Source organism: Stenotrophomonas indicatrix (assembly GCA_041545745.1).
In the GTDB taxonomy this organism is placed as follows: Bacteria; Pseudomonadota; Gammaproteobacteria; order Xanthomonadales; family Xanthomonadaceae; genus Stenotrophomonas; species Stenotrophomonas indicatrix_A.
This window is the reverse complement of the sequence record CP168152.1, coordinates 3717302-3742301: the sequence shown is the minus strand read 5'-3', so window position 1 is coordinate 3742301 and position 25000 is coordinate 3717302. Positions and strand designations below refer to the sequence as shown.

The following is a 25000-nucleotide window of genomic DNA, read 5'->3' as shown; positions in this document are numbered from 1 at the left end:
TTTCCTGGGTATTACTGCGGCGTATCGAAACGGGCGAGGTAGGCGCGCTGGGTCGCGACCGGGTCCTGTGCGGCGTAGATGCCGCTGACCACGGCCAGCAGATCGGCGCCGGCATCGATGATGGGACCGACATTGTCCGGGCTCAGGCCGCCAATCGCCACCCGCGGCACGCCCAGTGCGGCGCTCTGCCGCAGCAGGTCGGTGTGGGCACGGCTGCTGGTGACCTTGGTGGTGGTGGGGAAGAACGCGCCGAAGGCCACGTAGCTGGCGCCGGCAGCCACGGCGCGCTCGGCGTTGGCCAGCTGGTCGTAGCAGGAGGCGCCGATGATGGCGTCGGGGCCGAGCAGGCTGCGGGCGGCGGAGATGTCGCCGTCGGTGCCGCCCAGGTGCACGCCGGCTGCGCCGATGGCCTGGGCAAGCATCGGGTCGTCGTTGACGATCAGCGGCACATCATGGGCTGCGCACAGGGCCAGCAGGGCCGTAGCCTGTTCCCGCCGCAGGGCATCGCTGGCGGTCTTGTTGCGGTATTGCAGCCAGGTGGCACCGGCGGCCAGCAGCGGCGCGGTGCGTGCCAGCAGGCGGGCGGTATCGGGTTCATCCGGGGTGATCAGGTAGACGCCACGGGGCGTCGGGGAAGCAGAAGTCATCGATGGCTACCGGTGAGTGGACCGCGATGGGACAATGGCGGCCCGTGAATCCAGCCCTGATTATCCGATGAGCGAAGCCCCCCCCACCACCCTGCGTACCTGGATGTGCGTGGTCTGCGGATTCCTTTACCGCGAAGCGGATGGACTGCCGGAAGAGGGCATCGCCCCGGGCACTCGCTGGGAAGACATCCCCGAGACCTGGACGTGCCCGGATTGCGGCGTGACCAAGGACGATTTCGAGATGGTCGAGATCGATTGATCGGACCTGTCTGTGGGTGCGGACCTTCCTGTGGGAGCGGACCGTTGGTCCGCACACCGGAAAACCTCAATGCAGCCGTGGTGCGGGCCCGCCGAGGTCGATCAGTTTCTCGCGCAGCCATTGCGCGTCGCTGGCCTCGGGGTTGCGCTTCAGGTACAGGCCCAGGTCGGTGCGGGCCCCGGCCAGGTAGTCCAGCTGCAGATAGGCCAGGCCGCGGTCACGCAGCGCATCGTCCTGTTCGGGGGCGAGCTTGAGCAGGCGGTCGGCACTGCGCGCGGCACGATCCCACTCGCTGGCCTCGGCATACACGCCATGCAGATTGCGCAGCATGCGGATCAGGATCGCGCGGCTCGGTGCAGGATCGAGGATCTGCGCGAGTACCTGGTCGTCGGGCATCTGCCCGCCCAGGTGCGACTTGGCGCGCTCGCGCAGTTCGTCCACGTCCAGCGGGCGGCCACCGTTGAACGGGTCCATCACCAGCACGCCATCGTCGACCGGCAGGCGCACCAGGAAATGACCGGGAAATGACACGCCGTCCAGCGGAATGCCCAGCCGTCGCGCCACTTCCATCTGCACCAGCGCCAGCGATATCGGATTGCCCAGACGGCGCTCGAACACCTGGTTGAGGTAGCTGTTGCGCGGGTCGTAGTACTCCTGGTGGTCGCCGCTGTAACCCAGCTCATCGAACAGATGCCGGTTGATGGCGGCCATCTTCAGCGGGCTGTGCTCGATGCTGTCCACCTCGGCGCGCAGGTGCTCGACGTGGCTCTGCACCAGCGCATCGTAGGTCGACGGCTGCAGATCGGGATATTCATCGCGCGCGATCAGCAGCGCGGTCGGCAGCAGTGGCAGCGCCTCGTCGTCGAAGGCTGCCAGTGCATCCCAGTCGGGGAGTGTGATCCGGTCCTGCATGCCCACAGACTGGTGGCAATCGTGGGCGGTTTCAAGCAGTGTGGCGTGAATTTCTCATCCCACCGATTTCCCATCCACGCATGGCGTGGATCTACCGTGTCGACCAAGGTCGACACCCACCAACAGCAGCGGGAAACTGTCAGGGGTGGGGCGGTGTGGGCTTGCAGGACCGCAGGCGCCATGGATGGCGCCTACGAGCCCCCAGGGATGGGTTTACGGCGTGTCCTGCAAGCCCACACCGCCCCGCCATCCCTCGGTCGCCCAGATGTTGCATTTGATGTTGATTCGGTGGGGGCCGGGCGCAGCCCGGCCGACCCCTACTTCTCGATGCCCGGGCCGAAGGTCAGCTCGGTACCATCCTTCAGCTTGAGCTTCTCCGCTTGGCCGGCATTGAGCTCCAGCACGAAGCGCGCCGGACCGCCGCTGGGGTAGGGCGGGCACATGTCGCCGGCCGAGCACGGCGGCACGTCGCGCTGCTGGCTCACCAGCCGCCGCTCGCTGTCGAAGTACAGGATGTCCAGCGCGATCTTGGTGTTCTTCATCCAGTACGCCTGCATTTCCTCGCGGTCATGCACGAACAGCATGCCGTGGTCCTCGGCCATCTGGTCGCGGAACATCAACCCACGCGCACGGGTTTCATCGTTGGTGGCCAGTTCAACGTCATAGCGTGCGCCGCCCAGTTCCACCCAGTGGCGGGCGGCATCGGTGGCGCAGCCGGTCAGGGCCAGCAGCGGGAGCATCAGCAGTGAGCGCAGCAATGACATCGTCAGGGTCCTTCGAAGGGTCAGAGCACGATCGGCGGCTCGCCGCCGACGATCACCACATCGGCACGGCGACGTGCGAACAGGCCGACACAGACCACGCCCGGCAGCTGGTTGAGCTCGCGCTCCAGCTTTTCCGGATCGGTGATCTGCAGGTTGTGGATGTCCAGGATCTGGTTGCCGTTGTCGGTCACCACGCCTTCGCGCCAGGTCGGCTGGCCGCCGGTCATGTCGCGGATCTGGCGGGCCACCAGGCTGCGTGCCATCGGGATCACTTCCACCGGCAGCGGGAACCTGCCCAGCACGGGCACCTGCTTGCTCGGGTCGACGATGCAGACAAAGCGCTCGCTGGCCTCGGCGATGATCTTCTCGCGGGTCAGCGCAGCGCCGCCGCCCTTGATCAGGCACTTGTTGGCATCGCACTCGTCGGCGCCATCCACGTACAGCGACAGGGTGCCGGTGTGGTTCAGTTCGATCACCTCGATGCCATGCTGCTTCAGGCGCGCGGTGCTCTGTTCGGAACTGGACACCGCACCCTTGATGCGATGCTGGATGCGGGCCAGCGCATCGATGAAATAGGCGACGGTGGAACCGGTACCGACACCGACGATCATGCCGTCTTCGACGTACTCGATGGCCTTTTCGGCGGCCAGGCGCTTGGCTTCAGACATTGCGGAGAGCTCTCAGGCAGGGAATCAGGATTTCTTTTCCAGCGACAGCAGCAGTTTCCACTGCGCGGCGGTCACCGGGAACACCGACAGGCGGTTGCCCTTGGCAACCAGCGGGAAGCCTTCGCCGAGTTCCTCGGCATGCAGCTTGATCTCGTCCAGCGCGATCACCTGCTTCAGCTTGCGGTCGAAGGCCACGTCCACCAGCATCCAGCGCGGGTTCTCGCGCGTGCTCTTGGGGTCGTGGTAGTCGGATTTCGGATCGAACTGGGTGTCATCCGGGTAGGCCGCGCTGGCCACCGTGGCCAGCCCGACGATGCCCGGCACCTTGGTATTGGAGTGGTAGAACAGGATGCCGTCGCCGACCTGCATGCCGTCGCGCATGAAATTGCGCGCCTGGTAGTTGCGCACGCCGTTCCAGGGTTCAACCTTGACCTTGGCCAGGTCATCGATGGAAAAGGCGTCCGGTTCGGACTTCATCAGCCAGTAGCGCTTGCGGGCGGTCATGCGTTCACGGGGGCAGCGGAAGGGAGCAGGGTGCCGGCTTCAGTGCAGATCGCATCCACCGGCACGTCCCAGGACGCTACCGGCAAGGACTCGACCTGCTGCACCGAGAATGCCGCGCCGACCAGCCAGGGTGGCGCCGGCCGATCATGGCGGAAGGCGAAGCTGCGATCATACCAGCCGCCTCCCATTCCCAGCCGCCGGCACTGTGCGTCGAAGCCCACCAGCGGCGTCACCACCAGGGCCATCTGCGCCGGTTCCAGCGTGTCCTCGAGGGCGACGTCCGGTTCGGGGATGCCGTAACAGTTGCTGGTCAACGGTTGGCCGGGGCGCCAGGGCGCGAAGCGCAGCACGTCGCCGTGCAGCACAGGCAGGCAGTAGCGCAGCGTGTCGGGCAGTTGCAGCTGCCAGCGGTGCAGGGCGATTTCGCCATCCAGCGCCCAGTAGCCGGCCACGGCGCCTTCGCGCGGGGCGAACGGCAGTGCCAGCAGCGCGTCGGCCAGCGATTCGGCAGCGGCAATACGGGCGGGAGCGGAAAGGTCGCGGCGGCGTTGCCGCAGGTCGTGGCGCAGGGCCTGTCGCGGGTCGGTCATGGCAGCGTGCGGCAAGGATCAGCCGCCATTGTGCCGGAAAGAACAAGGGCGACGCCCGAAGACGCCGCCCTTGCTGGAATATTGCATTCTCCGCAATGTCGATGCATGCGAAACGACCTTGAACCCGCGGGCTCAAGTGGGAACGTTGGAGAACCATCGGGCTTCCCGCTGCAAGGCGGACCTGCACTCCCGGCGCTGTCGCGCTCCCGGTGTCGTTCTTAAGGGACAAGGCGAATGTTTGCACATGCCGTCGAGTACCGCAGAGAACGCGTGGCCATTATAGCTACCGCGGGTGATCTGGATAGGCCGTTCGTCGGCAACAGTGCGTGCCAATTCAGAAAAGAGAAGGCGCATTCCGCGCCTTTCTCACGTGCTGCTGTCGATTGCCCGGTCCAGACGCCGGTTCAGGTCGGCCAGAGTCTGCTGCAGGGCCACCGCCTGGCGGGCGTTCTCATCGCGCAGCTGCTGCAGTTCGTGCGCCAGGTTGAGTGCCGCCAGCACCGCGATGCGGTCGACGGCGGCCATCCGGTTGCTGCCACGGATCTCGCGCATGCGCGCATCCAGCAGGCGGGCGGCCGCCATCAGGCTGTCACGTTCATCGCCACCGACGCCGACCGTGTATTCACGATCAAGGATACGGACGCTGACCGGTTCGGCACTCATGTGTGCTGCTCCAGGGATTTGAGCCGGGTGATCATCGCTTCCACCCGCGAACGCGCCTGCTCGTTCTTGGCCAGCAGCGTCGAGCGCTCGGCCACCAGCTGTTCCTGCTGGTGGCGCAGGCTGCGGTTCTCCTCGGCCAGCCGCTGGTTGCGGTCCAGCAACGCCTCCACACGGGCGGCGAAGGCCTGCAGCTGGGCAAGGGGATCGGCGGGTTCCATGCCCGCACGATAGGCAAGCCGGGTCAGGGCGGTCAAGCACTGTCGCAGCAGGCCCCGGCGGCCACGGAGAGCAGGCGGGCACATTGCTACACTACCCGGCTCACGGGCGCGCGCGTGCGCGCTCTGCAAGTTTCCCTTCCGAACGAGCCGCACGATGACCGAACTTCCCTCCGTCGACGACGTTACCCGCGCCAGCCAGGAACTGGGCCTGGGCGCCACTGCTGCCGAACTGCATGGCGGGCTGTGCGGCTGGCTGGCCGCTGGCGGTGCCCCCGGCAATGACTGGCCGGCGCGTGTGCTGGCCGACGACAATCTGCCGCAGGTGGCTGCCGACAGTGCGCTGGCGCAGTTGCTGGAGGCCACCATCAAGCAGCTGGAAGACCGTGACTTCGCCTTCGAGCTGCTGTTGACCGACAGCAGCGACGTGGCCGCGCAGGCGGATGCCATGTTCAGCTGGACCCGTTCTTTCCTGGGCGGCTTCGGCCTGGGCAGTGGCGGCCACCGGCCGACCTTGTCCGAAGAAGGCGAGGAGGCGCTGAACGATCTGGCCAGCCTGGCCCGTGCCTCGAGCGAGGATTTCGAAGCCGGCGGTGATGACGACGACGAAGCCCTGTCGGAAATCGAAGAGTTCATCCGGGTGGCGGTGCTGCTGCTGCACGGTGACGTGGTACTGGCCGCGCGCCATCGGCAGCGCCTGAACTGATGGATATCAAGCAGCGCACCGGCATCGCTGCCGGCGAGTACAAGCGTCGCCGTCGGCAGCTGATGGACATGGCGGGCGAAGACGCGATCCTGGTGCTGCCGGCGGCATCGGAGAAGGTGCGAAGCCTCGATACCCATTATCCGTACCGGCAGGATTCGGATTTCCAGTACCTGACCGGCTTCCCGGAGCCGGAAGCGGTGCTTGTGCTGATTCCCGGTCGCCGCCACGGTGAAGCCATCCTGTTCTGTCGCGAGCGTGATCCCGAGCGTGAAGCCTGGGATGGAGGGCGCGCCGGCCAGGACGGCGCAGTGGCGCAGTTCGCGATGGACGATGCGTACCCGATCACCGATCTGGACGACATCCTGCCGGGCCTGCTGGAAGGGCGGTCGCGGGTGTACTACCACTTCGGCCGCGACGCGGATTTCGACCTGAAGCTGATCGGCTGGGTGAACCGCGTACGTTCGCAGGTGCGCCATGGTGCGCAGCCACCGCATGAGTTCCTGGAACTGGGCCATCTGCTGCACGAGCAGCGGTTGTTCAAGTCCGGTGCCGAGGTGGCGTTGATGCAGCGCGCGGCCGATATCAGCGTGCTGGCGCATCGTGCGGCCATGCAGGCCGCGAAGGCCGGCATCCACGAGTACGAACTGCAGGCCGAGCTGGAGCGGGTGTTCCGCGCCAACGACGCGGTGCCTGCGTACTGCAGCATCGTCGGTGCCGGCCGCAACGCCTGCATCCTGCATTACCGCGACAACAACGCGCGTTCGCGCGACGGTGAACTGGTGTTGATCGATGCCGGTGCCGAGTATCGCGGCTATGCCAGTGACATCACCCGCACGTTCCCGGTCAACGGTCGTTTCAGCGCCGAGCAGCGCGCGCTGCATGATCTGGTGGGGGCGGCACAGGCGGCGGCACTGGCCCAGGCCAAACCGGGCGTGGCGTACGAAATGGGCCATCTGGCGGCGGTGCAGACTCTTACCGAGGGGTTGCTGCAACTGGGCCTGTTGAAGGGCACGCTGGAAAAGAATCTCACCGAAGGCTTGTACCAGCGTTTCTACCGGCACAAGACGGGGCACTGGATCGGGCTGGATGTGCACGACGTAGGCGATTACCGCCTGGCCGGCGATTCGCGTCTGCTGGAGCCGGGCATGGCCTTCACCATCGAGCCGGGGCTGTACATCGGCGTGGACGACACGACAGTGGAACCGCGCTGGCGTGGCATCGGCATCCGTACCGAAGATGACGTGCTGATCACCGACGACGGGCATCGGGTGTTGACCGAAGGCCTGGCGCGCAGCGCCGACGAGATCGAAGCGTTGATGGCGGGGTGAAGGGTTTTCGGCATGGCTTGCAGCCCTGAACCTGCAGAGGCCACAGCAACAGCAACCACCGAAGCAAGAGCCGAAGCGGGCTTCCTGCGGGATGGCGGGGTACTGTGGGTTTGCGGGGCCGCCGCAAGTACGTCCTTGTAGGCTTGGTCGCCGCATCCATGCGGCTCACACCCCGCAAACCCACAGTACCCCGCCTTCGACAGTTTCACGTGGCTGTTGGTAACGGCGGTTGTTGGGATGCGCGGCTGTTGGTAGGTGTCGACCTTGGTCGACACAGAGCGAGCGTAGCAAGCGACCCGCTTTTGCTTTTCTTTCTTTCTTCCGTGGCTGGCCGCCCGCAGGAAACTGTCAGAGGTGGGGCGGGTTGGGTTCGCGGGGGTGTCCGCCGCATGGATGCGGCGGCCAAGCCTCCAGGGATGGATTCACGGCGTCCCCCGCGAACCCACCCCGCCCCGCCAAGCGCGGCTATTGCTCCGAGCGACCAACCACGAGGGGCTCAGCCGTTGGCCGCCGCAAATACCGGCCGCGTCAGGTTGTCCGCCTCGCCATCAGTGCACAGCACTTCGTCTTCGATGCGGATGCCGCCGTACGGGCGGAAGAAATCCACGCGCTCCCAGTTGATCGCATCGCCATGACCGGCAGCCTTCACTTCGTTCAACAGCATGTCGATGAAGTACAGGCCCGGCTCGATCGTCACCACCATGCCCGGTTCCAGTACGCGGGTCAGGCGCAGGTACGGGTGGCCGACCGGGCGCTCGATGCGGCCGCCTTCGTCGCTGGCAGCGAAACCGGCCACGTCATGCACCTGCAGGCCGATCAGGTGACCGATGCCGTGCGGGAAGAACGCGGCGCTGACGCCGGTTTCCAGCGCGGTCTGCGGCGATATCTTGATCACGCCGAAGTCTTTCAGCACGCCCATCAGCGACAGGTGCGCATCTACGTGCAGCTGCTTGTAGTCGAAGCCCGGGCGCACGGCCGCGCACATCTGCTGCTGGGCGGCATCAACGGCTTCGATCATCGCCGCGAACTCGTCATGGCCGGCGGCGGCGTAGGTGCGGGTGATGTCGCTGGCATAGCCGTGCGCGCTGGCGCCGGCATCGATCAGGAAGCTGCGCAGCGGCTGCGGCGCCTTGCGGCCCAGTTCGGTGTAGTGCAGCACCGCCGCATGCTCGTTCAAGGCCACGATGTTGCCGTACGGCAGCTCGGTGGCGTCCTGGCCCACGGCCTGGCAGTACGCCATGTGGATGCTGAACTCGTCGGCGCCGTTGCGGAACGCCGCTTCGGCCGCGCGATGGCCGCGCACGCCCAGCACCTGCGCCTGGCGCATCAGTGCGATTTCATACGGCGTCTTGCTGCCGCGATGCCATTCCAGGTAGTTCACCACCGACGCCGGATTGTTGGGCACGTAGGCGCCCAGCGCGCTCTGCGGTTCGCCCAGGATCGCGCAGCGCGCCGGGTCGGACGGTAGCAGTGCCAGCGCTTCTTCGGGCTTGCGGATGATGTGGATGTCGAAGTGTTCGACCCACCAGCCGCTCGGTGCATCCGGCACTACATGCCAGTAGTCGAACGGCTGGTGGAAGATCACCGCCGGGCGCTTGCCCGGGGTGAACACGATCCAGCTGTTGGGCACCCGGGTCAGCGGCAGCCAGGCCTTGAACTGCGGGTTGACCGCATACGGATAGTCACGGTCGTCGAAGACCTGGTAGTGCAGGGTGCCGCTGGGCACCACCAGATGGTCGAAGCCGCCGCGTGCCAGCGCCTGCTCGGCGCGTCGGCACAGCACGGCCAGGTGGTCGGGATACAGGACGCCGGGGTCTTGCTGGATCATTGCGGTGGCTCGACACGGAAAACGGCCCTAGATTCTGCCGGATACCGATGCAATCCGCTGTGCCGGAACCGGCACTCAGCCCGTCGAAACCGGTGCCTCGTCGTTGTCTTCGCCGATCCAGCGGCGCAGCAGCTGCCGATGCTCGCGTGACAGGGTCAGGAAGCGGAAGCCTGCCCAGCTCTGGCCGGGCGCATGTGCCGGTTCGCTCCACAGCAGGTGTACGCCGACGTCGATCAGCTCGCTGCGGCCATCGGCCAACGGCAACGGGAAGCGCAACTGATACAGCGCATCGTCGCGCAGCGCGGCGCTGGCCAGCATCAGCATGCCGGTCTCGGACACGTTGCCAAGCCGGCCGACCACGCTATCGCGCATCTGGTCGGTCACCGGTATCAGATCGGAGACCTGCCGACGCGGCGCGCGGCGGGTATCAACGGGCGGTTGCGTGCTCATGCGTTGGGCTCCTGCGGGCGACGTCCGGCGAGCGTGCGCAGTGCGCTCAGGCTGGCCTGCCAGGCGCGGTCGACCAGCCGGCCCTTGTCTTCGGTGACCAGTTGCGCGCGTCCAGCATCCATCTGCCGGGCCAGCGTATCCAGGGTGGTTTCGCCGATCTTCTGCCCGCGCGCGTTGACCAACAGCACATGGCCGGTCAGCAGGCTGTACCAGGACAGGCGCTGGCGACGCAGAGTGCCTTCGCCGTCATCGATATCGAACCAGCTGCCGAAGGGAAGCGCGCACAACTGCTGGTACCTGGCTTCCTCGGCTTCGCTGCGCGGTGCGGCATCGCTTGCCACGGCCTGTGCGCCTGCGTGTTCGCCCAGTCGTGCATGGGCCTTCAGGCGCGCACTGAGTTCGGTGCGCGAAGTGCTTTCGTCTTCGCCACCGGGCGTGGACAGGCGACGCGCGACGGCTGCGGCTTCCTCTGCGTGGTAGCCGACCTGCAGCAGGGCCGATTCAACCTCGGCGGCCAGCGGAGCATCGGTCACGCTGCTTTCGCTGGCGGCCTCGGCAGTGATCGCAGCGATGCGTTCGGTCTGCTGCAGGCGCTCCTGCCATTGCGGCGAATCATCACCGTGGCGCAGGCGGGTCAGCGTCAACGCGTCCGCCCAGGCCTGGCGCAGCAGTGTCTGCACGAAGCGCGGCGGCTCCTGCGTATCGCAGCACTGGTCGATCTGCGCATTGGCCTGGCGTCGCGCAAGTTCCAGCCGTTCCTTGCCGCGTGCCGCTTCCACGTGACGGCGCTCTGCCAGTTCAGCGCGGTGCGCGGCGGCACGCTGATGCTGCTGTACTTCTTCGTTGGCGGCGGCAAAGGCCTCGGGCGTGCGTGCATCCTGGCCCAGCAGGCCCTGCACGCTCTGCGCCAGCCGCTGCAGCAGCTGCGGATCGACATCGTCATCGCCGAGCCAGCTGGCGCCGGCTTCAGCGACATGGTTGAGCAGTTCGCGTGCCGGGTGTTCGTCACGTACGAAGAAGCCCGGGTCAGCCATCGCTGCGCGCGCCAGGGGCACCTGCAGGCGCGCGAGCAGCGCGGCCGGCACCGGGTCCGGTCGTTGCTGCTGCTGGACCTGCTGCAGCAGCAGGCGCAGCAGATCGAGATTGTCGCGGTCGTGGCTGCCGAGGTTGGCCTGCGCGCCATGTTCGCTGCGCAGCTGCGCGACCACGGCGGCCTGCAGATCGGTCATGGCGCTGGCGGCGCTGGCCTGGCCCTGCAGGCGCGCCAGCACGGCATCAACCGCTGCACTGGGCAGGGCAGCGTGATCCGCCGCTGGCTGTGGGGTTTGCCGCGCCCGTTGCAGCATTTCGTGCAGCACGCTGCTGGCCGGTACCGTAAGCCCGGCCGACGCGCCGGGTGCAGCCGCATCGGCGAAGGCGTCCTGCATCAACGTCGACCACGAGCCGGGCGGTGCCGAGCCACCCCAGCCGGTCATCGGCGTGGGCGCGCGCGGTGACGGGCGTCCGCTGCGGCCGCTGCCGACCGACTGGGTGATGATCCGGCGGGTGCTCGAAGAACGCGCCAGGTATGGGGTGTAGACCAGGCCCGGCAGGATGCCGTGCTGTGCCAGCAGCGCATTGGCGCGGTCGAGCATATCGCCCAGCCGTTCCAGTACCTGCCGCTCGAAACTGCGGTACAGCGCCATCTGCACGTCGGCGCTGAGGGCATCCTGTTCGGCCAGCTTGCGCACCATTGCGCACAGGGCCTGCGGTGCCAACGGCAGGGTATCGGCTTCAAAGGCCGGTGCACCGGCGACAACGCCGAGGCGCTGGCCGAGCAGGTTCAGGGCGTTGGCCGAACGCAGCGTTTCCCGGCGCACCATTTCGGTCAGCAGCAGGTCGCGGTCGACCTCATGCTCGGCGACCAGGGTCAACCCCAGCATGCCGGGCAACGGCGGTGGGGTGACGGCGGCCACGACCGGGGCGGCCGGTTCCCGCAGCCGCGCGAGCGCATCAGCCAGTGCATCGAGCATGCGGTCGCTGAAGTGACCGGCGAACGCATGCAGCTGCCCGCGCTGGCCCAGCAGGTCAGCCTGCTGTTGCGGGTTGCGGGCATGGTCGGCGTCATGCAGCAGGGTCTGCTCCAGCGCTTCCACGGTGAGGATCAACGGTGCCGTCAGAGCCTGGTGGCACAGGCCGATCAACGCGCCCAGCAGCTCGCGTACACGCGGCGGCAGGTCGGCCGCGGCCAGGCGGGCAGTGTCGGCACTGGAAAGAGAGAAGACAGCAGACATCGGCGAGGGGGTCCGGATTCCCGCGTATCGAACTTGGAATCTACCGTGTCGGCCGGTGACGGCGCTACTTTAGCCGCAGATTCATTCAGCGCGGCCTTCCATGGCCGCGCCGCAGGCAGATCAACCTTCCAGGAACAGGCTGACCACATCGTTGGTGAAGCGCCGGCCGAGCTCGGTCGGTTGCACGTACCCGTCCGCCACCGCCAGCCAACCGCGCTGCACCGCTTCGGCCAATGGAACGTCCAGCACGCTGCGGGCCAGGCCGGTCCGCGATTCGAAGTCGCGCAGGCTGAAACCTTCGTGCAGGCGCAGCAGGTTGAGCATGTACTCGAACGGCAGGCGCTCGGCGGCGATCACCTCGTCGCCACCGAACGATGCCGCCGTGCCTGCGGTATCCATGAACGTCTGCGGGTGCTTGTGCTTCCAGCGCCGCAGCACGTGCTCCTCGGCGCCGGAACTGATCTTGCCGTGTGCGCCGGCGCCGATACCGAGGTAGTCACCGAAACGCCAGTAATTCAGGTTGTGCGCGCTCTGCCGGCCGGGGCGGGCATAGGCACTCACCTCGTACTGGCCGAAACCGGCCTGCGCCAGCAGCGCCTGGCAGTGTTCCTGCATGTCCCACGCATTGTCTTCATCGGGGATGCCCTGCGGCGGCCGCGCGAAGAACACCGTGTTCGGTTCCAGGGTCAGCTGGTAGTGCGAGATGTGGGCCGGCTGCAACGCGAAGGCGCGTTCCAGGTCGGACTCGGCACCGGCCAGGGTCTGCTCCGGCAGGGCGTACATCAGGTCGATGTTGAAATTGTCGTAGCCCGCGTCCTGCGCCATCTTCACCGCGCGCTCGGCCTCGCCACTGTCGTGGATGCGGCCCAGGCGCTTGAGCATCGCATCATCGAAACTCTGGATGCCGAAGCTGAGGCGGTTGACGCCGGCCGCGCGGTAGCGGTCGAAGCGGCCGTGCTCGGCGGTGCCCGGGTTGGTTTCCAGGGTGATCTCGGCATTCGGCGCGAAGCGCAGACGCGCGCTGGCCTGCTGCAGGAAGCGGTCGATGGCTTCCGGCGGGAACAGGCTGGGCGTGCCGCCACCGAAGAACACGCTGCTGACCACCCGGCCCCAGACCAGCGGCAGGTCCTGGTCGAGGTCGCGCACCAGCGCATCGATGTAGGCATCGAAGGGCAGTTCGCCCTTGGCCTGGTGCGAGTTGAAATCGCAGTACGGGCACTTGCGCACGCACCACGGCAGATGCACGTACAGCGCCAGTGGCGGCGGCACCAGGCGTGGCGGGGTGTCGTGGTCGCAGGACTCGCCGGGCAGGTGGTTGCAGTGGTCGTGGTTGTGGGCGTGCGGCATGGCTGGCGTGATGCAGACGTGGGGGGAGCGGCAGATCAGTCCGCCGCCCGCAGAAGGGGGTCGACCAGGCAGCGCGGTTGCGCGCGAAGCACGGCAGCGGCAATCTGGCGGAAGAAAGGCGAGGGCCCTTTGTAGCTGCCTATAGCGTTGTCCATCAAACGGTGGCGCGCAGGACTGCAGCCATTGCGCATGCACAGATGGAGACCGGAGACCATGGCCTTGCGCTTGTCGGCAAAACTGTCAAGCCGTACTTCCAGCACGTCCACCAGTGCCACATGGCGCCACCGATGCAGGCTGCCGATGTTGTGATAGCGCAGGTGGCCGGCAGCGCCGTCCAGTTCGACGCGCTGCCACATGATGGGTGCGCCGATGAGCGTGATGACGGTCATGCCGACCAGCGCAACCACCGGCACCGCCCACCAGGATTCCTTCCCTGCCCACGCCAACATGCCGCCAAAGATCGCACCACTGATCAGTCCCAGTACGGCAAGCAATTGCACCAGTTCCATTCCGGTGCGGTAGCGCTTCACGGTCATCCTTGAGTCTCCTGTTGGACGCTGGTTCAGGCCGCGAGCTGCTGCTTGAGCTGCTGCTTGAGCTGCTGCAGGGCGATGGCGCGATGGCTGATGGCATTCTTCAACGCCGGTTCCATTTCCGCAGCGGTCAGGCCGTGGGCAGTATCCAGGAACACCGGGTTGTAGCCGAAGCCGTTGCTGCCGCGCAGTTCGCGGATGATCTGTCCTTCCCAGCGGCCTTCGCAGATCAGCGGCTGAGGGTCGGTGGCGTGCCGCAGCAGCACGATCACCGCATAGAAGCGGGCGCTGCGCTGGCCATCGGCGATATCGGCCATCGCTTCCAGCAGCTTGGCGTTGTTGGCCGCCGCATTGGTCGGATGGCCCGCATAGCGCGCGCTGTACAGACCCGGCGCACCGCCGAGGGCATCGACGATCAGCCCCGAATCATCGGCCAGCGCCGGCAGGCCGGTCGCTTCGCAGGCGGCGCGTGCCTTCAGCAGCGCGTTCTCGACGAAGGTCAGGCCGGTCTCTTCCACATCGCCCAGGCCCAGTTCGGCGGCCGAAGTGATCTGCAGCGGCAGGTCGGCGAGGATTTCCTGCATTTCCACCAGCTTGCCAGCGTTGTGGCTGGCCAGGACAAGCTTCTTCATCAACGGGGCTCCAACAGGTCCCAGGTGTTGCCGTACAGGTCGCGGAACACCGCGACCGTGGCGTAGGGTTCTTCGCGCGGTTCTTCCAGGAATTCGACACCGGCGGCCAGCATCGCCGCGTGGTCGCGGCGGAAGTCGTCGGTGTTGAGGAAGAAGCCGACGCGGCCGCCGGTCTGGTTGCCGATGCGGCTGCGCTGTTCGTCGTTGCTGGCGCGGGCCAGCAGCAGGGCGGCGGCGCTGCCATCGGTCGGCCCGACCACGACCCAGCGCTTGCTGCCCTGGTCGATGTCGTCCAGCAGCTGGAAGCCGAGCTTGCCGGTGTACCAGCCGATGGCTTCGTCGTAATCGGCCACCACCAGGGTGGTCAGGGCAATGCGCCGGTTCATGCCGACAGCGCCGCCTGCTGCGCGGCCAGCAGCTCGGTCACGCCCTTTTCGGCCAGGCCCAGCAGCGCATCCAGTTCGTCACGGCGGAAGGCATGGCCTTCAGCGGTGCCCTGCAGTTCGATGAAACCGCCACCGTCGTTCATCACCACGTTCATGTCGGTGTCGCAGTCGCTGTCTTCGGCGTAATCCAGGTCCAGCACCGGGGTGCCGCGGTAGACGCCGACCGACACCGCCGCCACCGCGCCGAGGATCGGGTTGCGCTTGATGTCGCCGCGCTTCATCAGCACGTTCACTGCATCGACCAGGGCCACATAGGCGCCGGTGATGGCAGCAGTGCGGGTGCCGCCGTCGGCCTGCAGCACGTCGCAGTCCAGGGTGATGGTGCGTTCGCCCAGTGCGTTGCGGTCCACGCAGGCGCGCAGGCTGCGGCCGATCAGGCGCTGGATCTCCAGCGTGCGGCCACCCTGCTTGCCGCGTGCGGCTTCGCGGTCGCTGCGGGTGTGGGTGGCGCGCGGCAGCATGCCGTACTCGGCGGTCACCCAGCCTTCGCCCTTGCCGCGCAGGAAGCCCGGCACCCGGTTCTCGATGCTGGCCGTGCACAGCACGCGGGTTTCACCGAAGCAGACCAGCACCGAACCTTCGGCGTGGCGGGTGAAACCGCGCTGGATGACGACCGGGCGCAGCTGATCGGGCTGACGGCCACTGGGGCGGAAATCGGACATGGGGCAGGTTCCGTAGGCAAGGGGAGTACGCCACCATCCCCGCGGCCTTCACGGGGCGGGGAAAGGGGCTCAAAAGAGACCGCTAGGGTACCATTCCCCCTTTGCAAGCACCGGATACATCCATGATTCGAAGCATGACGGCCTATGCTGGCGGCGAGCGCTCCACCCCGTGGGGAACGCTGGGCTGCGAGCTGCGCTCGGTCAACCACCGGTTCCTGGAAGTGGGCACCCGCCTGCCCGAGGAACTGCGCGCATTGGAACCGCAGCTGCGCGAGCGCATTTCCGCGCGCCTGAGCCGTGGCAAGCTGGATCTGGTGATACGCCTGCGTGCGCCGGACTCGGCCGCCAGCCTGCAGATCAACGAGGTGCTGCTGGGCCAGCTGGGCCAGCTGGCGCACCGGCTGACCTCCGACTTCCCCAACCTGCAGGTCAGCTTCACCGACCTGCTGCAGCTGCCGGGCGTCACCCAGGGCGAGGCCACCGATGCCGCGGCCCTGCAGGTTGAAGCACTGGCGCTGCTGGACCAGGTGCTGGACGGCTTCATCGCCGCCCGCGAGCGTGAAGGCAATACGCTGGCCACCGCGATTGCCGAGCGCGTGGATGCCATCGAGCGCATCGCCGCCGAGGTCCGTACGCTGATTCCAGCCATTCGCGACGGCCAGCGCGCCAAGCTCGCCGCCCGCCTGGCCGACCTGCCGCATCCGGTCGATCCTGGCCGCGCCGAACAGGAACTGGTGATGTGGCTGCAGAAGCTGGACGTGGACGAGGAACTGGACCGCCTGTCCAGCCACATCGTCGAGATCCGCCGCGTGCTCAAGCAGCGTGAACCGGTCGGCCGCCGCCTGGACTTCCTGCTGCAGGAGTTCAACCGCGAGGCCAACACGCTGGGCTCCAAGTCGGTGGACAGCCGCACGTCCAATGCCGCGGTCGAGCTGAAGGTGCTGATCGACCAGATCCGCGAGCAGGTGCAGAACATCGAATGAGCATTTCCACGCCCCCGGCCGCGATCGCGCGCGGCACGCTGTACATCGTTGCCGCGCCCTCCGGCGCCGGCAAGAGCAGCATCGTCAACGCCACCCTGGCGCGCGACCCGCAGATCGCGCTGTCGATCTCCTTCACCTCGCGCGCCATGCGCCCGGGTGAGGTGAACGGCCAGCACTACCACTTCGTCAGCGCGGAAAAGTTCGAGGAGATGATTGCCGCCGGCGACTTCTTCGAACATGCCTGGGTGCATGGCGACTGGAAGGGCACCGCCCGGCAGTCGGTGGAGCCGCAGCTGAACGCTGGCCAGGACGTGCTGCTGGAAATCGACTGGCAGGGCGCGCAGCAGGTGCGCCAGCTGGTGCCGGGCACGGTGACGGTGTTCATCCTGCCGCCGTCCAAGCAGGCCCTGCAGGACCGCATGCGCAAGCGCGGCCAGGACAGCGAGGCGGTCATCGCCCAGCGCCTGGGCGCGGCCCGCGATGAAATGCTGCACTTCAACGAATTCGACTACGTCATCGTCAACGAAGTGTTCGACACCGCCGTGGACGAACTGTGCGCGATCTTCACCGCCAGCCGCTTGCGCCGGGAGGCCCAGAAGGTTCGCCATGCCGGCCTTATCCAGGCCCTGTTGACCCCGGATGCGGGTTCAACTGATTGATTCCTAAAGGGTCCGGTGGGGGTTGGCTTGATTTTGTCCAACCCCTGCCAGTACACTCCGTCCCCTTTCCCTCATTCGACTGAGCGGCCGACCGGTCGCCGGGAGCCCGTATGGCCCGCATTACCGTAGAAGATTGCCTGGAAGTCGTTAACAACCGTTTCGAGCTGGTGATGATGGCCTCCAAGCGCGCCCGTCAGCTCGCCAATGGCGTGCAGGCTACGCTGGACAACAGCGAGACCGAGGACAAGCCGACCGTGCTGGCGCTGCGCGAGATCGCCGCCCGCAAGATCGACAACGCGCTGATCGACGAAGTCGAGAAGGCCGAGCGTGAGCGCGCCGAGCGCGAAGCGCTGGAGTGGGCCGCCGCTGAAGTGGTCGCCGACGAAGACATGTCCAAGAACGACGATTGATCGCATCGATCAACGTCATTGCTGGATACGCCGAACAGCCCGCCCCGTGCGGGCTGTTTCGCATTCAGGGTTTGCCGTAAACGTCGCGCTGGCATAGGCTTTGGCCATGAACCCAGGCCCCACTGCCAAGGTCGCCGCAGTCCCCGCTGCCGCCGTACCCGATTACGTCCTCCAGCTCGAACGCGCCGCCCACTACCTGCCGCCCGAGCAGCTGCCGCTGCTGCGCCGTGCGTGGGAAGTCGGCGCCTCCGCGCACGCTGGGCAGACGCGCAAGTCGGGCGAGCCCTACATCACCCATCCGGTGGCCGTGGCCCAGGTGCTGGCCGAGCTCGGCCTGGACGTGGAAGCGCTGATCGCCGCGATCCTGCACGACACCATCGAAGACACCCCGCTGACCCGCGAGGCCCTGTCGGCCGAGTTCGGCGAAGCCGTGGCCGAGCTGGTGGACGGCGTCACCAAGCTGGACAAGCTGAAGTTCCGCGACCGCCAGGAAGCAGCCGCCGAGAGCTTCCGCAAGATGCTGCTGGCGATGTCGCGCGACCTGCGCGTGATCATGATCAAGCTGGCCGACCGCCTGCACAACATGCGCACGCTGGGCGCGCAGAGCCGCGAAGCGCGTGGTCGCATCGCCCGCGAGACGCTGGAGATCTACGCCCCGATCGCGCAGCGGCTGGGCATGAGCCTGGTCAAGAGCGAACTGCAGAACCTCGGCTTCAAGGCACTGTACCCGTGGCGCCATGCGATCCTGGAAAAACACATCCGCAGCCAGCCGGTGGTGCGCCGTGAGGCGCTGGCGCAGGTGGAAGTGCAGCTGTCGCAGCGCCTGGCCAAGGAGGGCATCGAACACCGCCTGGTCAGCCGCATCAAGACCCCGTGGAGCATCTACAACAAGATGCGCGACGAGAACAAATCCTTCGACCAGGTGATGGACGTGTTCGGCTTCCGCCTGGTCGTGCGCGGTGTGCCGCAGTGCTACCACTCGCTGGGCGCAGTGCATGCCGCGTTCAAACCGCTGGACGGGCGCTTCCGCGATTTCATCGCGATCCCCAAGGCCAACGGTTACCAGTCGCTGCATACCGTACTGTTCGGCCCGTATGGTTCGCCCATCGAAGTGCAGATCCGCACCGAAGAGATGGACCTGATTGCCGAGCGTGGCGTGGCTGCGCACTGGACCTACAAGTTCGGCGGTGACTCGCCCAACAGCGCGCAGAGCCGCGCGCATGCCTGGATCGTCGAACTGATCGATTCGCAGCGTGCCGCCGGTTCGTCGCTGGAGTTCCTCGACAACGTCAAGGTCGACCTGTTCCCGGACGAGGTCTACCTGTTCACCCCGAAGGGCAAGATCCTGGCCCTGCCGCGCAATTCCACCGCGCTCGACTTCGCCTATGCCGTGCATACCGATGTCGGCAACATGGCCGTGGCCTCGCGCGTGGACAAGAAACTGGTGCCACTGCGCACCAAGCTGGTGTCCGGGCAATCGGTGGAGATCATCACCGCACGCTCGGCCACGCCCAAGCCGCAGTGGCTGGAGTTCGTGGTCACCAGCAAGGCACGCACCGCCATCCGCCACCAGCTCAAGCAGCTGGAGCACGAAGATGCCGTGCAGCTGGGCCACCGCATGCTCGACCGCGCGTTGGAGGCGATGGACAGCTCGCTGGAACGCCTGCCGAAGGGACGTCTGGATGCCTTCCTTGCAGAGCATCGGTTCCCGCGCCTGGAGGCCCTGCTGGCGGAAGTCGCGCTGGGCAACTGGATGCCGACCCAGGCCGCGCAGGCGCTGATGGCCTACGCCGAACTGCGCGGCGGGCCGCATTCGCGCCACAGCTCGCAGGAAAAGATCCTGATCAATGGCAGCGAGCGTGGCGTGGTCACCTTCGCCGGCTGCTGCCAGCCGATTCCGGGCGACGACATCATGGGCTACCACACCGCCGGCAAGGGCATCGTGGTGCACCGCATGGATTGCCCGAACCTGGCCGAGCTGCGCAAGTCGCCCGAGCGTTGGGTGCTGATCGGCTGGGATACCACCGTATCCGGTGACTACGACACCTCGCTGGTGGTGGAGGTGGAGAACGGCACCGGCGTGCTTGCACAGCTGGCCGCGGCGATCGCGCAGAGCCATTCCAACATCGAGCGCGTGGATTACCTGGACCGCGATTTCAACGCCGCCGTGCTGGCGTTCAACATCCAGGTGCGCGACCGCAACCACTTGGCCGAAGTCATGCGTCGCCTGCGCCGCCTGTCGGTCGTGCAGGCCGTCCGCCGCCAGTAGCGTACCCGGTAGTGCCGGCCGCTGGCCGGCAACCCATGGATCTTCGGCTGCATCGCGATTGCCGGCCAGCGGCCGGCACTACCGAAGCGGCGCGGTAGATCCACGCCATGCGTGGATGCACCCCCACCCGGTACAATCACCGCTCTGTTTTCCCCCAACGCACCGGAGCGACCCATGTCCCGCCAGATCATCAACACCGAAAAGGCCCCGGCCGCCATCGGCCCGTACTCGCAGGCCGTGCGCGCCGGCAACACCGTGTATTTCTCCGGGCAGATTCCGCTCGACCCGGCCACCGGCGACATCGTCGGTGTCGGTGACGTCGAAGCGCAGGCCCGTCGCGCCTTCGACAACCTCAAGGCCGTGGCCGAAGCTGCGGGCGGTTCGCTGGACAAGGTCGTGCGCCTGGGCCTGTACCTGACCGACCTGGCTGAATTCGCCAAGGTCAACGCCGTCATGCAGGACTATTTCCAGGCCCCGTTCCCGGCTCGTTCCACCATCGAAGTCTCCGGCCTGCCGAAGGGCGCCAACTTCGAGGTCGACGCGGTGATGGTCATCGACTGACCGCCACGTGGCACGCAAGGCGGCGGTCACCCCGGCACTGGCACCGTCCGGTGAAGCATCGCTTGCGATGCTCGCCGGCGTCGGTCCGGCCGTGGCCGCCAAGCTGCAGGCGCGTGGTCTGGCCACCCTGCAGGATCTGTGGCTGCACCTGCCGCTGCGCTATGAAGACCGCACCCGGCTGACCCTTATCGAAGACCTGCGCAACGGCATTCCAGCGCAGGTGGAAGTGCGGGTGGTCGCCGTCGAACGCGGCATGCGCTACCGGCCGATGCTGAAAGTGGCAGTGGAGGATGAAGGGCAGGGCACCCTGGTGCTGCGCTTCTTCCATTTCCGCCAGCAGCAGGTCGGTCAGTTCGCGGTCGGCAATCGCCTGCGCTGCTTCGGTACGCCCAAGCCCGGGCACCTGGGGTTGGAGATCGTCCATCCCAGTTACCAGGTGTTGGGGCGCAATGACGATCCCGATCTCGGCGACCGCCTCGACCCGGTGTATCCCACCGTCGAAGGCGTCGGCCCGATGACCATGCGCAAGCTGATCGGCCAGGCGCTTGATCGCCTGCCGGAAGAAAGCACGCTGGAACTGCTGCCCACCGGCTGGCTTGATGGCCTCGGCCTGCCATCGCTGCGCAGCGCGCTGCTGACCGTGCATCAGCCGCCGCCGGATGCAGACCTGGCCGCACTCGCTGCCGGCACCCATCCAGCGCAGCGCCGGCTGGCGATGGAAGAACTGCTGGCGCACCACCTCAGCCTGCGTCGCCAGCGCATTGCGCTGCAGGCGCATCACGCGCCGCCGCTGGCCGGCCCCGGCAAGCTGGCCAAGGCGCTGTTGAAGCAACTGCCATTCGCACTGACCGGCGCGCAGGCGCGCGTGTTCAAGCAGATCCGCGAAGACTTGGCGCGCCCCAGCCCAATGCTGCGGCTGGTGCAGGGTGATGTCGGCTCGGGCAAGACCGTGGTTGCCGCGTTGGCGGCGATGCTGGCGGTGGAGCAGGGCAAGCAGGTCGCACTGGCTGCCCCCACTGAACTGCTGGCCGAGCAGCATCTCAACAACCTGCGCGGCTGGCTGGAACCGCTGGGCGTACGCATTGCCTGGCTGGCCGGCAAGGTCACCGGCAAGGCGCGCGCGAAGGTGATGGAACAGGTCGCCAATGGCGAGGCGCAGGTGGTGGTCGGTACCCACGCGCTGATGCAGGAAGCGGTGGTGTTCCAGGATCTGGCCCTGGCCATCGTCGATGAGCAGCACCGCTTCGGCGTGCATCAACGGCTTGCGCTGCGCGACAAGGGCAAGGGCGGCAACAACGTGCCACACCAGCTGGTGATGACCGCCACGCCGATTCCGCGCACGCTGGCGATGTCCGAGTATGCCGACCTGGATGTATCGGCCATCGACGAACTGCCGCCGGGCCGTACGCCGGTGCAGACCGTGGCACTGAACAACGATCGTCGTCCGGAGTTGATCGAGCGCATCGCCCTGGCCTGCCAGGAAGGGCGGCAGGTGTACTGGGTGTGCACGCTCATCGAAGAAAGTGAAGAACTGGATGCCACGCCCGCGCAGGCCACCTACGAATCGCTGCAGGCGCTGCTGCCCGGCGTGCGCGTGGGGCTGGTGCATGGCCGGCTGAAAGCGGCCGAGAAGCTGGCGACGATGGTCGCGTTCAAGGCCGGCGACATCGACCTGCTGGTCGCGACCACCGTCATTGAAGTGGGTGTGGACGTGCCCAACGCCTCGCTGATGGTGATCGAGAATGCCGAGCGCCTGGGCCTGGCCCAGCTGCACCAGCTGCGTGGCCGCGTAGGCCGTGGTTCAGCGGTGTCGCGCTGCGTGCTGCTGTATCAGGCGCCGCTTTCGCAGATGGCGCGCGAACGCCTGCAGACCATGCGCGAGACCAACGACGGGTTCGTCATCGCCGAGAAGGATCTGGAACTGCGCGGTCCCGGCGAACTGCTGGGCACCCGCCAGACAGGTCTGGCCGGTTTCCGCATCGCCGATCTGGCCCGCGATGCGGGCCTGCTGCCGGGAGTGCATGAGCTGGCCGAACGCCTGCTGGCGCAGCAACCGGCGCTTGCAGATCGCGTGGTGCAGCGCTGGATCGGCACCGCCGTGCGGTACGCCTCGGCCTGACTGACCGGTTGGGGTCGGATCCTTTTGCCGAGCAAAGGGCTCTGACCCCGCAAGGGCCAGGACGTCCGCCGCGGATTGGTAGAGCCGAGCCCATGCTCGGCTGCTGTTCGCGCTGCGCGCGTGAGTCGAGCATGGCTCGATTCCACAAAAGCCTATCCACGCATGGCGTGGATCTACTGGCATCTGCTAGACGGCCGGCAACTGCGTACCCATGTATTCGGACAAACCACGGCAGGCCAGCAGCAGTCCTTCGCGGATGTCATCGCCTATCTGCTGCGCTTCTTCGCCGTCCACGCGCACGCGCTCAGTGGCGTGCAGCATTTCCAGCAGCAGGCTCAACCCTGCATTGGCGCGGTCGATACGGGCCAGCGCCACGCGTTGCCCCGGGGTGTGCCACCGGCTCGGCCACTGCTGACCATCGGCGCCTTCGCCCTGGCGGATGCGCTTGAGGCAACCCAGCAGGGTGAAGCCGTCGTCCGTCGGTCCGGTCGCGGGGGCGGCGAGGGTGGTTTCCAGTGCCTGCGCCAGCTCATCGGGGATGCTGGTGGCGGCGTCGCCCAGAGTGGCGAACAGGAAGGGATAGCGGGATGCGGTCATGTCGGCAGTCCTTGTGCGCAAGGCAAGGGGCCACCCACTCGAAGGCGAGGGTGGCGGGCGGTGAGTGGTTGCAATACCGGTGACTACCTCAAGAACGCCGGCGGGCGCGAAGCCCCCACGCACCGCCCGCCATAGAACGCACGGACGGATTGCCTGCCGGACGCCACGCAGGAACACGCGCGCAACGCCGGCAGGCAAGCGTAAACAACAAGGCAGTCAAACGGGATTGCAAGCCCGTGCCATCCGTTGTCGATGGCCCCTCATGATGTCCACGACAGCCCTCGTCGCTTCAATGAGAATCATTGGAAAAGTCGAAAACGCTGCAATTGCAGCGTGGCCCCGCCCGGCACGCCGATTACGTCATCTTTCCCGATCCCGCCGACGTCCATCCACGCATGGCGTGGATCTACCGTGTCGACCAAGGTCGACACCCACCAAGAGCAGTGGACAACTGTCGAAGGCGGGGTGGGTCCGGTTGCGGGGGCGTGAGCGCCATGGATGGCGCGACCGAGCTTACATGGACGTACTTGCAGCGCCCCCCGCCACCGGACCCACCCCGCCATCCCACGGAATGCCAGCTTCTGCCGTTGCCGTTGCCGTCGATTCTGAGGGTGCAGGGCGCCGCCCTGCCGAACCCGAACTCCCATACTTGCAACGGTCATCTTCCCGGTCCACACTTCGTTGCCGATCTGAAGACGGCAACGATGACCAAGAAGATCCCGCTGTTGATCGATACCGACCCCGGTGTCGACGACGCACTGGCCCTGCTGATGGCCTTCGCCGATGAACGGCATGACGTGGTCGCCCTGACCATCGCCGCCGGCAACGTAGGCCTGCAGTACACCGTCCGCAACGCCCTCAAGCTCTGCGACATCGTCGGCCGCACCGACGTGCCGGTGTTCGCCGGCAGCCCCGATCCGCTGCTGCATCCGTCCGTTGACGCCGCCCACGTGCATGGCCGCGATGGCTACGGCGACGTCGACCTGCCGCCGCCGAGCCGCCAGGCCGACGCCGAACACGCCGCATTGGCGATCCTGCGTTTGTCGCACCAACATGCCGGCGAACTGATGCTGGTGATGCTCGGCCCGCTGACCAACCTGGCGCTGGCGCTGAAGCTCGACCCGACGCTGCCCCAGCGTATCAAGCGCATCGTGGTGATGGGCGGCGCAGTCACCTGCCACGGCAACATCACCCCCGCCGCCGAATTCAACATCGCCTTCGATCCGGAAGCAGCGCATGTGGTGTTCACCGCGTTCCCGCACCTGCTGGTGTCGGACTGGGAAGCCACCGTTGCCCACGGCCTGCCGTTGGCCGAAGCCGAGCAGTGGCTGGGCGCCGATTCTGATCGTGCGCGCTTCTACGAGCTGATCTCGCGCAAGACCCGTGGCCTGTCTGAAGACAGCAAGGGCGGGCGCTGGTACACCGCCGATGCGCTGGCCATGGCCTGGGCGTTGAACCCGGAAGGGCAGCTGCAGGTCGAGTCGCGACCGGTGAATGTGGAACTGAACGGAACGTTCAGCCGTGGCGCGACCATCGTGGACTGGAACCGTCAGAGCGGCCAGCCGGACAACTGCGACCTGCTGATGGCCTACGACCAGGAGCGTTTCGAGGCCCTGGTACGCCAGGCCCTGGGCGCGGACTGAGATCCGTCTCCGGCACTGGTTGCCCCAGGCGGCAACCAGTGCTTATAATGCCGCTCTTGACCACCAGCCCATTTACGGTGTGAGCCCATGAAGGCCGATATCCATCCGAACTACCGCGACGTCGTCTTCCATGACGTCACCTCCGATTTCAAGATCCTGACCCGCTCGACCATGAGCACGAAGGAAACCATCAAGTGGGAAGACGGCAACGACTACCCGCTGGTGAAGGTTGAAATTTCCTCGGCTTCGCATCCGTTCTACACGGGCAAGCACAAGGTCATCGACACCTCGGGCCGTATCGACAAGTTCCAGAAGCGCTACGCGCGCTGATA

At 66.7% G+C, this 25000-nt stretch carries 28 protein-coding genes and 1 other RNA gene; 11 read left to right on the top strand and 18 right to left on the bottom strand.

All coding sequences use genetic code 11. The features are described from left to right. Positions 1-11: 11 nt before the first annotated feature. Positions 12-647: a thiamine phosphate synthase gene (thiE, locus tag ACEF39_RS17060; protein WP_500285908.1), complete on the bottom strand. Its 636-nt coding sequence runs from the start codon at positions 645-647 to the stop codon at positions 12-14. A 34-nt stretch (positions 648-681) separates the two neighbouring features. Here thiE and ACEF39_RS17055 point away from each other — a divergent pair, with 34 nt between their 5' ends. Beyond that, positions 682-906, top strand: a complete 225-nt coding sequence (locus ACEF39_RS17055) for a rubredoxin (RefSeq protein ID WP_500285907.1) — start codon at positions 682-684, stop codon at positions 904-906. 66 nt (positions 907-972) lie between these two features. Here the strand turns inward: ACEF39_RS17055 and ACEF39_RS17050 are convergent, their stop codons facing one another. The 8 genes from ACEF39_RS17050 to ACEF39_RS17015 all read right to left on the bottom strand — a co-directional run bounded on the left by ACEF39_RS17050 (position 973) and on the right by ACEF39_RS17015 (position 5225). Further along, complete coding sequence (locus tag ACEF39_RS17050; RefSeq protein WP_089236681.1) at positions 973-1818, bottom strand: SirB1 family protein; 846 nt, start codon at positions 1816-1818, stop codon at positions 973-975. A 317-nt stretch (positions 1819-2135) separates the two neighbouring features. Beyond that, positions 2136-2582, bottom strand: a complete 447-nt coding sequence (locus ACEF39_RS17045; RefSeq protein ID WP_180165848.1) for a DUF192 domain-containing protein — start codon at positions 2580-2582, stop codon at positions 2136-2138. Positions 2583-2602: 20 nt separating this feature from the next. After that, positions 2603-3250, bottom strand: coding sequence for a ribose-5-phosphate isomerase RpiA (gene rpiA, locus ACEF39_RS17040; protein ID WP_099820806.1), 648 nt, complete (start codon positions 3248-3250; stop codon positions 2603-2605). A gap of 24 nt (positions 3251-3274) precedes the next feature. Next, positions 3275-3754 carry an EVE domain-containing protein gene (locus tag ACEF39_RS17035; protein WP_025874197.1) on the bottom strand — a complete coding sequence of 160 codons (480 nt, stop codon included), beginning with the start codon at positions 3752-3754 and terminating at the stop codon, positions 3275-3277. Next, complete coding sequence (locus tag ACEF39_RS17030; RefSeq protein ID WP_500285906.1) at positions 3751-4344, bottom strand: 5-formyltetrahydrofolate cyclo-ligase; 594 nt, start codon at positions 4342-4344, stop codon at positions 3751-3753. Before ACEF39_RS17030 ends, ACEF39_RS17035 begins: the two co-directional genes overlap by 4 nt. A gap of 83 nt (positions 4345-4427) precedes the next feature. Next, a non-coding RNA gene (gene ssrS, locus ACEF39_RS17025) (6S RNA) lies at positions 4428-4613 on the bottom strand. A 97-nt stretch (positions 4614-4710) separates the two neighbouring features. Next, complete coding sequence (locus ACEF39_RS17020) at positions 4711-5007, bottom strand: cell division protein ZapA (RefSeq protein ID WP_100553461.1); 297 nt, start codon at positions 5005-5007, stop codon at positions 4711-4713. Further along, positions 5004-5225 (bottom strand): TIGR02449 family protein, encoded by a 222-nt coding sequence (locus ACEF39_RS17015; protein ID WP_025874200.1) that lies wholly within the window; start codon positions 5223-5225, stop codon positions 5004-5006. The genes ACEF39_RS17020 and ACEF39_RS17015 overlap by 4 nt, the downstream gene beginning before the upstream one ends. 154 nt (positions 5226-5379) lie before the next feature. On the opposite strand from ACEF39_RS17015, the gene ACEF39_RS17010 reads away from it, so the two are divergent. Together ACEF39_RS17010 and ACEF39_RS17005 are read left to right on the top strand one after the other, a co-directional pair. Further along, on the top strand, positions 5380-5928 hold the full coding sequence (locus ACEF39_RS17010; RefSeq protein ID WP_089236676.1) for a YecA/YgfB family protein: 549 nt from the start codon (positions 5380-5382) through the stop codon (positions 5926-5928). 5 nt (positions 5929-5933) lie between these two features. Next, the gene (locus ACEF39_RS17005) at positions 5934-7256 is read left to right on the top strand and encodes an aminopeptidase P N-terminal domain-containing protein (RefSeq protein ID WP_500288043.1); all 1323 of its coding nucleotides are present in this window, start codon (positions 5934-5936) and stop codon (positions 7254-7256) included. A gap of 496 nt (positions 7257-7752) precedes the next feature. Here ACEF39_RS17005 and pepQ read toward each other — a convergent pair whose 3' ends face one another. From pepQ to rph, 8 genes are all read right to left on the bottom strand, one after another. Next, positions 7753-9084: a Xaa-Pro dipeptidase gene (gene pepQ, locus ACEF39_RS17000; protein WP_500285905.1), complete on the bottom strand. Its 1332-nt coding sequence runs from the start codon at positions 9082-9084 to the stop codon at positions 7753-7755. Positions 9085-9159: 75 nt separating this feature from the next. Next, positions 9160-9534 carry a PilZ domain-containing protein gene (locus ACEF39_RS16995; RefSeq protein ID WP_500285904.1) on the bottom strand — a complete coding sequence of 125 codons (375 nt, stop codon included), beginning with the start codon at positions 9532-9534 and terminating at the stop codon, positions 9160-9162. After that, complete coding sequence (locus ACEF39_RS16990; protein ID WP_500285903.1) at positions 9531-11807, bottom strand: DUF1631 family protein; 2277 nt, start codon at positions 11805-11807, stop codon at positions 9531-9533. The genes ACEF39_RS16995 and ACEF39_RS16990 overlap by 4 nt, the downstream gene beginning before the upstream one ends. Before the next feature lie 120 nt (positions 11808-11927). Further along, positions 11928-13154 carry a radical SAM family heme chaperone HemW gene (hemW, locus tag ACEF39_RS16985; protein ID WP_500285902.1) on the bottom strand — a complete coding sequence of 409 codons (1227 nt, stop codon included), beginning with the start codon at positions 13152-13154 and terminating at the stop codon, positions 11928-11930. A 35-nt stretch (positions 13155-13189) separates the two neighbouring features. Further along, a complete protein-coding gene (locus ACEF39_RS16980) occupies positions 13190-13690 on the bottom strand; it encodes a hypothetical protein (protein WP_500285901.1) in 501 nt (166 codons plus the stop codon). Positions 13691-13716: 26 nt separating this feature from the next. Next, positions 13717-14319 (bottom strand): RdgB/HAM1 family non-canonical purine NTP pyrophosphatase, encoded by a 603-nt coding sequence (gene rdgB / locus ACEF39_RS16975; RefSeq protein WP_346586360.1) that lies wholly within the window; start codon positions 14317-14319, stop codon positions 13717-13719. After that, positions 14319-14705, bottom strand: a complete 387-nt coding sequence (locus tag ACEF39_RS16970; protein ID WP_500285900.1) for a VOC family protein — start codon at positions 14703-14705, stop codon at positions 14319-14321. The genes rdgB and ACEF39_RS16970 overlap by 1 nt, the downstream gene beginning before the upstream one ends. Further along, the gene (rph, locus tag ACEF39_RS16965; protein WP_025874210.1) at positions 14702-15427 is read right to left on the bottom strand and encodes a ribonuclease PH; all 726 of its coding nucleotides are present in this window, start codon (positions 15425-15427) and stop codon (positions 14702-14704) included. Before rph ends, ACEF39_RS16970 begins: the two co-directional genes overlap by 4 nt. 122 nt (positions 15428-15549) lie before the next feature. On the opposite strand from rph, the gene ACEF39_RS16960 reads away from it, so the two are divergent. The 6 genes from ACEF39_RS16960 (at position 15550) to recG (ending at position 22428) form a co-directional block, all read left to right on the top strand. Further along, entirely contained in the window at positions 15550-16410 is an 861-nt protein-coding gene (locus tag ACEF39_RS16960; protein ID WP_500285899.1) for a YicC/YloC family endoribonuclease, read from the top strand. After that, positions 16407-17069 carry a guanylate kinase gene (gene gmk / locus ACEF39_RS16955; RefSeq protein WP_500285898.1) on the top strand — a complete coding sequence of 221 codons (663 nt, stop codon included), beginning with the start codon at positions 16407-16409 and terminating at the stop codon, positions 17067-17069. The genes ACEF39_RS16960 and gmk overlap by 4 nt, the downstream gene beginning before the upstream one ends. Positions 17070-17179: 110 nt before the next feature. Then, positions 17180-17479, top strand: coding sequence for a DNA-directed RNA polymerase subunit omega (rpoZ, locus tag ACEF39_RS16950; protein WP_005410877.1), 300 nt, complete (start codon positions 17180-17182; stop codon positions 17477-17479). A 106-nt stretch (positions 17480-17585) separates the two neighbouring features. After that, entirely contained in the window at positions 17586-19748 is a 2163-nt protein-coding gene (locus ACEF39_RS16945; RefSeq protein WP_165377991.1) for a RelA/SpoT family protein, read from the top strand. Between the two features lie 174 nt (positions 19749-19922). After that, entirely contained in the window at positions 19923-20309 is a 387-nt protein-coding gene (locus tag ACEF39_RS16940) for a RidA family protein (protein WP_025874214.1), read from the top strand. A gap of 7 nt (positions 20310-20316) precedes the next feature. After that, positions 20317-22428, top strand: a complete 2112-nt coding sequence (gene recG, locus ACEF39_RS16935; protein WP_229979454.1) for an ATP-dependent DNA helicase RecG — start codon at positions 20317-20319, stop codon at positions 22426-22428. A gap of 186 nt (positions 22429-22614) precedes the next feature. Here recG and ACEF39_RS16930 read toward each other — a convergent pair whose 3' ends face one another. Next, positions 22615-23025: a hypothetical protein gene (locus ACEF39_RS16930; protein ID WP_500285897.1), complete on the bottom strand. Its 411-nt coding sequence runs from the start codon at positions 23023-23025 to the stop codon at positions 22615-22617. A gap of 704 nt (positions 23026-23729) precedes the next feature. On the opposite strand from ACEF39_RS16930, the gene ACEF39_RS16925 reads away from it, so the two are divergent. Both ACEF39_RS16925 and ACEF39_RS16920 read left to right on the top strand, forming a co-directional pair. Continuing rightward, on the top strand, positions 23730-24668 hold the full coding sequence (locus ACEF39_RS16925; protein WP_500285896.1) for a nucleoside hydrolase: 939 nt from the start codon (positions 23730-23732) through the stop codon (positions 24666-24668). Between the two features lie 87 nt (positions 24669-24755). After that, positions 24756-24998 carry a type B 50S ribosomal protein L31 gene (locus ACEF39_RS16920; protein WP_006389217.1) on the top strand — a complete coding sequence of 81 codons (243 nt, stop codon included), beginning with the start codon at positions 24756-24758 and terminating at the stop codon, positions 24996-24998. Positions 24999-25000 lie beyond the last annotated feature (2 nt).